The 12015-nt window shown below is 69.3% G+C and carries 8 protein-coding genes and 1 pseudogene; 5 read left to right on the forward strand and 4 right to left on the reverse strand.

The window, feature by feature from the left end:
* Positions 1 to 26 precede the first annotated feature (26 nt).
* Positions 27 to 866, reverse strand: coding sequence for an aldo/keto reductase (locus tag ND450_RS33960; protein WP_089918717.1), 840 nt, complete (start codon positions 864 to 866; stop codon positions 27 to 29).
* A gap of 75 nt (positions 867 to 941) precedes the next feature.
* Between ND450_RS33960 and ND450_RS45895 the strand changes: the two genes are divergently transcribed.
* Positions 942 to 1844 carry a LysR family transcriptional regulator gene (locus ND450_RS45895; protein ID WP_371927479.1) on the forward strand — a complete coding sequence of 301 codons (903 nt, stop codon included), beginning with the start codon at positions 942 to 944 and terminating at the stop codon, positions 1842 to 1844.
* A gap of 150 nt (positions 1845 to 1994) precedes the next feature.
* Here the strand turns inward: ND450_RS45895 and ND450_RS46115 are convergent.
* Both ND450_RS46115 and ND450_RS33980 read right to left on the reverse strand, forming a co-directional pair.
* Positions 1995 to 2447, reverse strand: a pseudogene (locus ND450_RS46115) (pentapeptide repeat-containing protein); the annotation flags it as partial.
* A gap of 256 nt (positions 2448 to 2703) precedes the next feature.
* Complete coding sequence (locus tag ND450_RS33980; RefSeq protein WP_089918719.1) at positions 2704 to 3576, reverse strand: pentapeptide repeat-containing protein; 873 nt, start codon at positions 3574 to 3576, stop codon at positions 2704 to 2706.
* A 71-nt stretch (positions 3577 to 3647) separates the two neighbouring features.
* Here ND450_RS33980 and ND450_RS33985 point away from each other — a divergent pair, with 71 nt between their 5' ends.
* Genes ND450_RS33985 through ND450_RS33995 form a run of 3 tightly spaced genes read left to right on the forward strand, consistent with a single transcriptional unit; the run spans position 3648 to position 8512 of the window.
* Positions 3648 to 4463, forward strand: coding sequence for an SAM-dependent methyltransferase (locus ND450_RS33985; protein WP_253322395.1), 816 nt, complete (start codon positions 3648 to 3650; stop codon positions 4461 to 4463).
* A 60-nt stretch (positions 4464 to 4523) separates the two neighbouring features.
* The gene (locus ND450_RS33990) at positions 4524 to 6689 is read left to right on the forward strand and encodes a bifunctional diguanylate cyclase/phosphodiesterase (protein WP_177229856.1); all 2166 of its coding nucleotides are present in this window, start codon (positions 4524 to 4526) and stop codon (positions 6687 to 6689) included.
* Between the two features lie 20 nt (positions 6690 to 6709).
* Complete coding sequence (locus ND450_RS33995) at positions 6710 to 8512, forward strand: glycoside hydrolase family 15 protein (protein ID WP_253322396.1); 1803 nt, start codon at positions 6710 to 6712, stop codon at positions 8510 to 8512.
* Here ND450_RS33995 and ND450_RS34000 read toward each other — a convergent pair.
* Positions 8509 to 11148 (reverse strand): glycoside hydrolase family 2 TIM barrel-domain containing protein, encoded by a 2640-nt coding sequence (locus ND450_RS34000; protein WP_253322397.1) that lies wholly within the window; start codon positions 11146 to 11148, stop codon positions 8509 to 8511. The two genes, ND450_RS33995 and ND450_RS34000, sit on opposite strands and share 4 nt — an antisense overlap.
* 150 nt (positions 11149 to 11298) lie before the next feature.
* Between ND450_RS34000 and ND450_RS34005 the strand changes: the two genes are divergently transcribed.
* Positions 11299 to 11898, forward strand: a complete 600-nt coding sequence (locus tag ND450_RS34005) for a DUF3558 domain-containing protein (protein WP_253322398.1) — start codon at positions 11299 to 11301, stop codon at positions 11896 to 11898.
* The last annotated feature ends 117 nt before the right edge of the window (positions 11899 to 12015 follow it).

Genomic DNA, 12015 nt, shown 5'->3' on the forward strand with positions numbered 1-12015 from the left:
CCATTTGTCGCAATTTGCTACCGGGGTCACCCGTCCAGGCGGGCGAGCTCCTCGGCGGTCAACTCCAGGTGGGTGGCGGAGGCCGAATCCTGGATGCTCGCCGGTCGGGAAGCACCCGGAATGGGGACTACCACTTCCGACTTCGCCAGCATCCACGCCAGGCAGACCTGATGGGCGCTCACGCCGTGGGCGTCGCCGACCTCCTTGAACGGACCGCTCAGCGCGCCCGCCTTCCCGATGCCGCCGAACGGGCTCCACGGCAGGAACGCGATGCCGAGCTTCGCGCACAGCTCCAGCTCGGGTTCGCTCGACCGGAACAGCGGCGAGAACTGGTTCTGCACCGCCGCGAGCCGGCCGCCGAGGATGTCGTTGGCCTGCACGATCTCGTCCGGGTTGAAGTTCGAGACGCCGGCGTAGCGGATCTTGCCGTTGTCCAGCAGTTCCTTCAGGGCGCCCACGGACTCCGCGATCGGTGTCTTCGGGTCCGGCCGGTGGAACTGGTAGAGGAAGATCTGGTCCACGCCGAGTCGCCGCAGCGACCCGTCGACGGCCTTGCGCAGGTACTCGGGCCGTCCGTCGAGCTCCCAGCCGCCGCCCGCGACGCGCGTGTGGCCGCCCTTGGTCGCCACGAACACCTCTTCGGAACGGCCGCGCAGCCCCTCCGCGATCAGCTCCTCGTTGTGGCCGAAGTCGCTGTCGTCGAGCGAGTAGGCGTCGGCGGTGTCGATGAACGTCACGCCCGCGTCCAGGGCGGCGTGGATGGTCTCGATCGCCTGCGCGCGATCCGGCCTCCCCTGCACGGAGATGGGCATGCCGCCCAGGCCGATGGCGCTGACTTCCGTGTCTCCGATACGACGCTTCTGCATGTGTTCCACCTTGGACCCTTCCGATTAAGCTGTCCAACGCAAGGATGTGATCTCATTCAGCAGCTTGGGTGATGAATGGTGGAACTCAGACAGCTCGAGTACTTCGTGGCCGCGGCCGAGGAGTGCCACTTCACCAGGGCCGCCAAACGCATGCACGTCGCCCAGTCGGGGCTGTCCGCTTCGATCAGGGCGCTGGAGGTCGAACTCGGCGCGCCGCTCTTCCTGCGCACCACCCGCCAGGTCGAGCTGACCCAGGCCGGACGGGCGCTGCTGCCCGAGGCGCGCCGGACGTTGAACAGCGTCGCCTCGGCCAAGGACGCCGTCGCCGCCGTGCAGGGGCTGGTGCGCGGCACGTTGTCCGTCGGCAGCCTGCAGTGCCTGCACGTGGTCCACCTGCCCGCCGTGCTGGCGCGGTTCCACGAGCTGCACCCCGGCGTGGAGATCCGGATGCGCCAGGCGGGCAACGCCGAACTGGTCGAGGACGTGCGCGCGGGCCGGCTCGACCTCGCGTTCGTCACGCGGCAGCACCGGATCGCCGACGACCTGCGGATGTCCACTTTGGCCAGTGAACCGCTGGTGCTCGCGTGCGCGCCGGACAGCCCCTTCGCGGCGAGGGAGTCGGTCGCGTTGCAGGAGCTGGCCGGTCAGCCGTTCGTCGACTTCAACGCCGACTGGGGCACGCGCGACGAGGTCGACCGCACGCTGGCGGCCGCCGGGGTCGAGCGGCACGTCGCCGTCGAGGTCAACGACGTGCACTCACTTCTTGACTTCGTCGGGTTCGGGCTCGGGGTCGCGCTCGTCCCCCAGTCCTTCTCCCTCAAGTCGGAACTGGTTCGTTGCATCGGCCTCCGCGGCGACGTAGACGTCCCCTTCGCGGAAACGGTCGTCGTCACCGGGAACACCCCCGGTGCGGCCGCCGGGGTTCTTCTCGACATGGTCTTCGAGGCGCGGGCCGGCAGGCTCAGGGCTGCCGGATAGCCGCCAGCCGGCGTGCTCGGTGCGCATCGCCGTGCCGGGCAGCAGCTCCAGCTCACCGAGCTGCGTCGCGGGCGCCGGGTCTGTGAGCGCCAGGAACGTGCCGACGGACGCGGCGCGGAAGTCGACCTCCCGCCGGAACGTGACCTCGCTGAACGCGACCCCGCCGTCGAACCTCACCTCGGCCAGGGTCAACCGGCCGTGGAAGGTCCCGCCGGAGAACAGCGCGGGCTTCGTGACGTGCAGCTTCCGGAACTGGGTGATGCCGTAGAAGTGGGCCCGGCGGGCGGTGAACCTCTGCACCCGCCTGCCGTCGAGCTGGAAGTACTCCAGCGCGGCCCCGGTCAGGTCGAGGTCGTAGTGGATCTTCTTCTGCTTGTCGCCCCACGAGAGCAGGTCCCGGATCAGTCGCTGCGCGGTGCGCCTGACCTGCTGCTCCTGCTGCACGGCCGGGTCGATGTCCTCCAGGAGCACGGTGTCGGGGTCGGCGCCGTTCTCGTCCCAGGACGGGTGGTGGAAGGGGCGCCGCAGGTAGGCGCACAGCACGTCGATGACCGTCTGCTTGTAGCGCGGGGTCGAGTTCGCCAGCCACACCAGCGAGTGCATCGCGCCCACCCGCACCTGGTCGGCCTCGTTGCCGAGCAGTTCGACCGAGCGCGCGAACCGCTCGTCGGCGACCTTCTCGCTCTCCAGGTTGTGCTTGCGGTCGTTGAGGTACAGGGCGTACAGCGCGACGACGGCGCCGCCCGCGACCCCGGCCGTCTTCACGACCTCGACCGGGGGTGCCTTGACCAGCACGAGCAGCACCGCGGTCACGGCGGTGACCACGGCGGCCAAGATGACCGCGACGAGCCACTTCACGTCAGTTCCTCCACGCTTCCGGAAGATCGGCCTCGACGGCGAACGTGCAGCCGTCCGCCTTCACGTCGGCCCACTCGGAGTTCGCGAACTTGGTCTCGCCGCCGAACTTCGTCTCCGTGAACACGGCGAGACCGCTCGCCTTGACCCTGCTGAACCACGCCTTGCGGCGGAAGTCGTTGTGGTGCATGTACAACCGGCCGGTCACCTCGGCGTCGGTGAGGTAGACGTCGCCGTGGACCACCATGTGGTGGAACGCGTTGGACTCGTTCAGGTGCGCGACCCGCATGATCAGGTCGCCGACCTGCCGGTACGACAGGTCCATGTACTCGAGGTGGGCCTTGGTGAGGTTGAGGTCGTAGCGGACCGGGTCCTTCTCCTCCAGGCGCGGCAACAGGTCCTCGATCAGCCGCTGCGAGGTGAGGCGGACCTCCAGCTCGATCTCGCCGGCGTCCTCGTCGTCCGGCTTCCGCTTGAACGGCCGCCGCAGGTAGGCGCAGAGGATGTCGAGCACGGTCTGGGTGTACTCGACCCTGGACTTGGCGAGGCCGGCCAGCGCGTGCATCGCGCCCACCCGCACCTGGGCGGTCTCGTGGCCCAGCAGCTCCACGGCGCGCGCGAACCGTTCGTCGGCCACCCTGGAGCGGTCGTGGTCGATGCGCTGGCTCTCGAGCTCCTGGCGGGCCTCCTCGACCTTGCGGCGCCGGTCGTTCAGCCACAACGCGTACAGCGCGACGATCGCGCCGCCCGCGAGACCGCCCGTCTTGATCGCCTCGTGCTTCGGCGCGCCGGGGTCGACGAGTAGCAGCGCGCCGCCGACCAGCAGAAACGCGCCGATCGACGCGAGAATGGTCGACAGCAGCAAACTTTTCCTCACGAGGTCGGCATTCTGCCAACCACCGGGTGCATGATGGGGTGGAACGGGTCCGAACGCGGTGGGGAGAGCGAGTGGAGCGGCCGAACTGGGCGCCGGGGGACATTGACCTGGAACGGCCGAGCGTCGCGCGCGTGTACGACTACTGGCTCGGCGGCGCGCACAACTTCGCCGCGGACAGGGCGGCGGCGGAGAAGACGCTCGAGGCGATGCCGGAGATCCGCACCGTGGTCCTCAACCACCGCGCCTTCCTGCGCCGCGCCGTCCGCTACCTGCTCGGCCAGGGCGTCCGGCAGTTCCTCGACCTCGGCTCCGGCATCCCGACCGTGGGCAACGTGCACGAGATCGCGCAGGCCGCCGACCCCGGGGCGCGGGTCGTCTACGTGGACCTCGACCCGGTCGCCGTCGCGCACAGCCGCTCGCTGCTGGGCGACAACACACAGGTCAGCGTGTTGCAGGCGGACATCCGCGACGCGCTGGGCGTGCTGTCGTCCCCCGAGGTGACCAAACAGCTCGACTTCGACGAGCCCGTCGGCGTGCTGATGATCGCGTTGCTGCACTTCGTCTCGGACGAGGACGACCCGTGGGGCATCATCGGCCGCTACCGCGACCGCCTCGCGCCCGGCAGCTACCTCGCGATCTCGCAGGCGGGCTACGACGAGGACGACGTGGAGTCGTCCGCCTCGGTGCGGGCGCGCCGGATCTACGACCGGCAGGTCACGCAGTCCACGTTCCGCAACAGGACAGAGCTCGGCCGCCTGTTCGACGGCTTCACGCTGGTCGAGCCGGGTGTCGTCCGGGTGCCGGCCTGGCACCCGGAGTCACCGGCCGACGTCGAGGAGGCCGGGAGGCGCTTCCCGGGCTTCGCCGCGGTAGGCCGGAAGGAGTAGAGATGACTCCGGACCGCTACCGGCCGTATGCTGCGCGTTCGTGGGCTTAAGGCCGAGCAGATGACCGAACGGGTTGACCAGCGAGTGCGTGAGGACCGCTCTCCTTTGGACCCGGCCGTTTTGGCCGGTGCCGAGGTGTTCGCGCGCAGCTGGGCCACTGCCGTCATCGGGTCGAGCTACGTGCCGATGACCAGGGCCGAGGTCGCGCAGCACCTGCAGGACCTCACCGAGCTGCTGGTCGCCGCGCTGTTCGCGAAACCGTTCCGCACCGCGCCCGGCCACGAGATCGGCTCGCGGCTGGTCGACGCGCACTTCACCGGCACCGACACGCTGGGCCGCACCGTCCAGCTGCTCGGCGACGACCTGCTGGCCGACCTGGGCTTCCCCGGCGACGAACGGCTGACCTCCCGCCTCGCGGCCCTGCAGGGCGCGCTGGCCGCCGGGTACGCCCGTGCGCTGCGCGAACGCACGCTGGCCGAGCAGGAGGCGATCAGGGCGGCCGTGCTGGACGCCCGCGACCAGGCCGAGTCGATGCTGCGCGCGTCCGAGGCGCGGTTCCGCGCCATGTTCACCGAGGCCGCGATCGGCATCGGCATCGCCGACATCGACGGCCGGATCCTCGACGTCAACCAGGCGTTGCAGGACATGCTCGGGTTCAGCGTCGACGAGATGCGCCAGTACAACGTCCGCGACCTCATGCACCCCGAGGACGCGGGCAGCGTCTGGCGGCTCTACGACCAGCTCATCGCGGGCGAGTGCGACCACTACCGCGCCGAGAAGCGCTTCCACCGGGCCGACGGCGAGCAGGTGTGGACGCACCTGACGTTGTCGCTGGTCCGCGACGACCACGGCGAGCCGCAGTACCAGGTGGCGATGATCGAGGACGTCACCGACCGGCACCTGCTGCAGAACCGCCTGCGCTACCAGGCGCTGCACGACCCGCTGACCGGGCTGCCGAACCGGGCGCTGTTCCTCGAACGCCTCGGCCGCGTCTTCAACAACCGCGCCAAGCACGTGCGGGCCGGCCTCTGCTACCTCGACCTGGACGGCTTCAAGGTCATCAACGACTCGCTCGGCCACGACACGGGCGACCAGCTGCTGGTCGAGGTCGGCCGCCGGCTCGACCAGTCGGTGTCCGGCGAGGGCAAGCTCGTCGCGCGCATGGGCGGCGACGAGTTCGTGATCCTCGTCGAGGGCTCGTCCGGCGAGCAGGACATCGTCGAGGTCGCCGACCGGGTGCTGACCGCGCTGGAGGCGCCGATCCGGATAGCGGGTCACGAGCTGTCCGTGTCGGCGTCGATCGGCATCGTCGAACGGCAGCTGTCCGGCACGACGTCCGCCGACCTGATGCGGGACGCCGACATCACGCTTTACTGGGCGAAGGCGGACGGCAAGGCGCGCTGGGCGTTGTACGACCCGGAGCGCAACGCCCGCGAGGTCGCCCGGTTCACGCTCTCCGCGACGATGCCTCGCGCGTTGGAACGCGGCGAGTTCTACGTCGAGTACCAGCCGCTGGTGCGCCTGGAGGACTCGACCGTGACCGGCGTCGAGGCCCTGGTCCGCTGGCAGCACCCGGAGTTCGGGCGGCTCGCGCCGGACAGGTTCATCGAACTGGCCGAGGAGACCGGCCTGATCGTCCCCTTGGGACGGTGGGTGCTGCGCAAGGCCTGCGAGGAGGCCCGGCGCTGGCTCGAGGAGTTCGGCGACTCGGCGCCGTTCGTGTCGGTGAACCTCGCCGTGCGGCAGTCCCGCGACCCCGAGCTGGTCCGCGACGTCAAGCAGATCCTCGACGAGTGCTCGCTGCCGCCGCACCACCTGCAGCTGGAGCTCACCGAGTCGGCGATCATGGGCACCGCCGACGAGCCGCTGGAGGCGCTGCGGGCGTTGTGCGACATGGGTGTCCGCATCGCGATCGACGACTTCGGCACCGGCTACTCGAACCTCGCGTACCTCAAGCACCTGCCCGTGCACGAGCTGAAGATCGCCGGCTCGTTCATGGAGGGGCTGCGCGCCGAGAACGAGGAAGACCCGGTCGACTCGCAGATCGTCGCGACGCTGGTGCAGCTCGCGCACGCCCTGTCGTTGGGCGTCACGGCCGAGGGCGTGGAGACGCCCGCCCAGGCCGCGCGGCTGCTGCGCCTCGGGTGTGACACGGGCCAGGGATGGTTCTTCGCGCGGCCGGGACCGCCGGAGAACATCGACAGCCTGTTGCGTGGTGATCTCTAGACCGGGGCACCCCGGTGGGCATGAAGCCACTGGCGCTCGTCGTGCTCCTGCTGGTCATGTCGGCTCCCATCGCCCGCGCTGATGCTCCGGACGTCGTGCCGCTCCCCGCCGACAAGCAGGCGTTCGGCACGGCCCGGTCCGCCGCCAGCCCGGTGTGGTTCACCCTCGGCCACCAGGGGCTTTCCGAGATCTTCCACCCCGACCTCAGCACTCCCGCGACCCGCGAGACCCGGCTGCTCGTCGACGGCGAGCCCGGCGAGGCCCGCACCGAACCCGCCGACGACCGGTCGCTGACGTTCCGGCAGCACGTGCGCGGTGACGGCTGGCAGGCCGAGATCACCTACGTCACCGATCCGCAGCGCGCGGCCGTGCTCGCGGTGGTGGACTTCAAGGCGCAGCGACCCGTGCGGTTGTCGATCGAGCACGTGCCGATGAAGGGTTCGAGCGAGGTCGTCAGCACGTTGCCGACCAAACCGGTGCGGCGCGCGTACGGCACGTTCGCGGTCGGGTTCGGCGACGGCGTCGCCCAGGCAGCGCTGAACCGCGGGTTCCGCGCCGCGGCGAAGGAGTACGCGCAGGGCTGGCACACCTACCTCGACGGCCTGAAGCGCCCGAAGTCCGCGGACCGGCGCCTCTACGACATGTCCGTCATGGTGCTGGCCGCGACCGAGGACAAGACCCACCCCGGCGCGTCGATCGCGTCACCGAGCTTCCCGTGGGCGTTCGGGTTCGACCGCGAACTGGCGCCGGAGCTCGGCCCGTACGCGCTGGTGTGGCCGCGCGACCTGTACCACGTCTCCACGGCCATGATCGCCGCCGGAGACGTCGGCTTCGCCCAGCGGTCACTCGACTTCATGCTGGCCAGGCAACAACAACCCGATGGCCACCTGCCGCAGAACACGCGGGTCGACGGCACGCCGGTGTGGCTCAAGGTCCAGCTCGACCAGGTCGCGGCGCCGCTGCTGCTCGCGTGGCACCTGGGCCGTCAGGACAAGTCCACATTAGACTCGCTGCGCCGCTCCGCCGACTACCTGCTGGCGTACCCGAACGCTCCGTTCAGCGAGCAGGAGCGCTGGGAGAACCAGGACGGCTACTCGCCCGCCACTGTCGCCTCGGCCGTCGCCGGACTGGTGTGCTTTGCGGACCTGTTGCAGCGCAACGGGCAGAACGCCGACAAGTACCTCGCGGCAGCCGACTCCTGGCAGCAGCAGGTCGAGGGCTGGACCGCCACGAAGACCGGCCCGTACGAGCCCAAGCCGTACTACCTGCGCGTCACCAAGGACGGAATGCCCGATCAGGGCACGAAGTACGACCTGGGCGACAACAACCCGACCGACATCGACCAGCGCGCGGTGGTGGACCCGAGCTTCCTCGAACTGGTCAGGCTCGGCGTGAAGCGCGCCGACGACCCGGTCGTCCGCAACACCGTGCAGGTCGTGGACCAGCAGCTGAAGGAGCAGGGCTACTGGCACCGGTTCACGCAGGACGGCTACGGCGAGACCGCCGACGGCAGGCCGTGGGGCATCAACTGGCCGACGCCGACCCGCACGTACGGGAGGCTCTGGCCGTTGCTGACCGGCGAACGCGGTGAGTACGAGCTGCTCGCGGGTGACAGGGCGAGCGCGGCCAAGCGACTGAAGGAGATCGCCGCGACCGCGAACAGCGGACTCATGTTGCCCGAGCAGGTGTGGAACGGCCGCGGCACCGGCGCGGCCACTCCACTCGCCTGGACGCACGCGCAGTACGTGCGGCTGGCGTGGTCGCTCGACGCGGGCCGTCCCGTGGAACGACCCGACGTCGTCGCGAACCGTTACGGCGGCTAGCGCTTGCTCACGTTGTGCCCGGAGAGTTGCACGACCGGAGCCGTGCCGCCCAGGTCGGACGTGCGGTAGTCGGCCCTGATCGTCTGCGACTCACCGGGGAACAGCGTGATGTAGTTGTCGCTCCAGTCGACCGGCAGCACCTCGGCGCCACCCTGGCCCTTGCGCAGCGACGCCCGCAGGAAGAACGCCACGGACGTACCGGTGTTCTTCACCGTCACGCTCGTGGACTGCCGGCCGTCCGCACCCGGCGTCGTCGTGGAGGCCACCGTCACCTGGCCTGCCTTCAGCGAGCTCAACGACTTCAGGTCCGTGTACTGGGCCTGCGGCGTGTACCACCAGTCGCCGGCGTTGTAGTTCAGCGTGTCCGCCTTGGTGGACAGCCAGTAGACGTTGCGGTCGACCTCCTTGCCGCTCGCGTCCTTGAGCAGCAGCCGCACGAAGTAAGCCGTCGACAGCCCGGACGGTTGCGGCAGGTTCCCGACCCGCACGGACCCGTTGGCCTTGGCCGGAACGGGACGCGTCTCGTTCGCCTTCTGCGTGCCGTCGGAGTTGAAGACCGTGACCTGGAGTTGCAGGCCCTGCAGGGCTTCCAGGCCCATGTTCACCACGGCGAGCGACTTGTCGTCGTAGGAGTACTGCGCGTGCAACGCCTTGTTCGCCGTCTTGGCACCGAAGTACGAGCCCGCGGTGGCGAGGTTGTAGTTGTAGAGGTGCCAGAAGAGCTTGGGCCACGGGTCGTTCTGCATCCAGTAGATGACGCCCTGCGCCTGGTTCGCGCCGGTGTCGGAGAAGTCGCGGCCGAACGCCTCGAACTGCGCGCGGTTCGTCTCGTACTGCTGCAGCTGCGCCTTCTTCACGAAGTCCTCGACGTTCGACGGCTTGCCGTAGCGGTTGTCGAGCGCCGTGCCCCAGAAGCCGATCTTGCTGAAGTTCCCCGACGGCGACAGGTGGTACTGCTGCGCGTTGTAGTCCGTGAGCTTGGTGATCTCGGCCTGGCTGAGGAACTTCTTCAGCTCGTCCATCTCCGGGATGGCGAGGCCGGGGCCGATCTCCGACGCGAAGCCCGCGCTGCCGCCCTTCTGGTTGTTGTACCAATAGACCGGCGGCTCCCACCAGTACGGGCCGTCCATCTTCATGCCCGAGTCACCGAGCTGCGGTGAGCTGCGGCGGGCGGCCGCGGTGATGACCGGCGTCTGCCAGTCGGCGCGCTTCAGGGCGTCCAGGTAGATCTTCTCGACGTCGGCCACCGGCGCCTCGTCCGAGCCGATCAGGAACGTGAACACGCTGGGGTGGTTGCGGATCCGCTTGGCCTCGCCCTCGGCGGACGCGCCCGCGACCCGCTTGTCCTCCGCGGTGAACCCGCCGGTGTTCTGCCACTTCGAGCAGCACTCCCAGCCGGTCATGAGCAGGACGCCCGCGCGGTCGGCGAGGTCGTAGATCTCGTCGTTCTCCGGCTTGCCCTCCAGCCGGATCGTGTTGAGCCCCATGGACTTCGTCAGCCGGATCTCGTCGGCGATCTTCCGCGCGTCCGTGCGCAGGAACAGGTCCGACGCCCAGCCGCCGCCGCGGATCAGGATCGGCTTGCCGTTGACCTGGTACTGGACGTTGCCGCTGATCATCTTCGAGGTGACCTCGCGGATGCCGAACGTCGTCTTCTGCTTGTCCGACTTCACACCGCTGACGGTCGCGGCCGCCGTCGCGTCGTACAGCGGCTGCGCGCCCATCTGGAACGGCCACCAGACCTGCGGGTTCGTGACGTCGAGCGAGAACGTGATGGTCCGGGTCTCGTTCGCCGCGAGGTTCACGACCTGGCTGTAGTTCTGGCCCGCGGCGCTGCCGGCGACGGTGGTGGTGACCGGGCCGCCGGTGTTGTTGCGCGCGTCGACCTTCACGGTCACCTTGGCGCTGCTCAGGTCCGGCAGCGGCAGGTCGCTCAGCACGTGCAGGTCGCGCACCGACACGGGTCCGCTCGCCGTCAGGTCGACGTCGCGGAACAGGCCCTGGTTGCGGTCGGGCGGCAGCTGGGACCAGTCGATGAAGTGGATCACCAGGTCCCTGGCGGGGTCGGACGGCGACGCCTTGATCGCGAGCGCGTTGTCCCCCTTGCGCAGCAGGCCGGTGACGTTGAACTCGAACGTCGGGTACGCCCCGATCACGGTGTCCGTGCCGGCGACCTTGGTGCCGTTCAGCCACACCTCACCGCGTGCGATCACGCCGCCGTTGAGCTTGAGGAACGTGTTCACGCCCGGCTGCGGGTCGGCCTGGAAGACCTTGCGGTACCACCACGGCACCTTGAAGTCGTTCGCGTTGGCGCGCTTCAGGTTCTCCGAGTGGTTGACGTCGCCGTACTTGCCGTTGGCGATCAGCCCGGCCATCACCGTCGACCGGGCGGGGACCGTCAGCCAGCCCACGTCCGAGTAGGCGGGCCCGGAGATCACGTTGCCGGCCTGCGGGGCCGAGGCGCTGCTCTGCATGCGCCAGTCGGGAACGGTGGAGGTCTGTCCCGGGACGGCGGCCACCTTCAGCGCCGCTCCCGTGCCGGGCACGGGGCCCGCGTTGGCGGAGGCGCCCGGCACCAGCAGGGCCAGGCCCACCGCCGCCACGACCAGTGTCGGCAGTGGTCGGTTGCGCAGCATGTCGCTCCTCGACGCATCGGGGCGGCGGCGCTTCGGGGTATCGTAAAGAAGGTTTCCTTTATATTCGGTCACCGGCAATGGGCTTTACGGGTGACGCGGGACACGCCATCGGCCACACCCCGTGCTCGGTGATCCGATAACTTGGCCGTCATGCGTCGACTTGCCGTCCCGTTCCTGCTGGCAGCGGTCCTGACCGGGTGTTCATCGACAGAGCCCGGCAAGCCCTCGGCGGGGGACCAGACGGGCTCCGCGCCCACGACCGGTTCTTCGGCCGGGAACGCCCCGGTGAACAGGCCGAAGGCCGTCGACATGAAGTCCGTGGACGTGTGCGGGCTGATCACCGCGGACGCGAAGACGACGCTCAAGATCCAGTCGGCGACCGAGCGGGAGTCCCCCGCGGACTACGGCGAGGGCACCAAGTCGTGCGGCCTGCTGTTCCAGCAGCCCCGCACCTACGGCGGCAGCCTCTACACGCTCACCAACGGTGGTGTGGATCGCCTCAAGAGGACGGTGGGCAAGACCACCGAACTCACCGAGACCACCGCTTCGGGGTATCCCGCCTACCTGGCGAAGAACATCACCGAGGGGTCGCAGCCGGACAGCTGCGACCTCTACATCGACGCCAACGACGGGCAGTTGTTGCTGGTCAAGATGGGTCCGCTGATCGGGGTGGAGGCTCCGCTCGACGGTGCCTGCGACCTCAGCAAGAGCGTCGGTGCCGCCGTCGGCACCGCCCTCGCGACCGCCTGACGGTTGAGTAGAACTACTCCGCTTTTACCGGGAACCACCCGCCGCCGTCATGCATCAGAGCTAAAGTCGTCCCAAATGCACACACGGTCCATTCCTGAGGGGCCGTACTGAGGAGGG

The sequence above is a fragment of the Lentzea sp. HUAS12 genome (assembly GCF_024125735.1).
Lineage (GTDB): Bacteria > Actinomycetota > Actinomycetes > Mycobacteriales > Pseudonocardiaceae > Lentzea > Lentzea albida.

Excerpts from the sequence above, each read along its gene's own strand:
- ND450_RS33960 (WP_089918717.1), bottom strand. The coding sequence starts at position 866 with ATGCAGAAGCGTCGTATCGGAGACACGGAAGTCAGCGCCATCGGCCTG.
- ND450_RS45895 (WP_371927479.1), top strand. The coding sequence starts at position 942 with ATGGTGGAACTCAGACAGCTCGAGTACTTCGTGGCCGCGGCCGAGGAG.
- ND450_RS33990 (WP_177229856.1), top strand. The coding sequence starts at position 4,524 with ATGACCGAACGGGTTGACCAGCGAGTGCGTGAGGACCGCTCTCCTTTG.
- ND450_RS33995 (WP_253322396.1), top strand. The coding sequence starts at position 6,710 with ATGAAGCCACTGGCGCTCGTCGTGCTCCTGCTGGTCATGTCGGCTCCC.
- ND450_RS34000 (WP_253322397.1), bottom strand. The coding sequence starts at position 11,148 with ATGCTGCGCAACCGACCACTGCCGACACTGGTCGTGGCGGCGGTGGGC.
- ND450_RS34005 (WP_253322398.1), top strand. The coding sequence starts at position 11,299 with ATGCGTCGACTTGCCGTCCCGTTCCTGCTGGCAGCGGTCCTGACCGGG.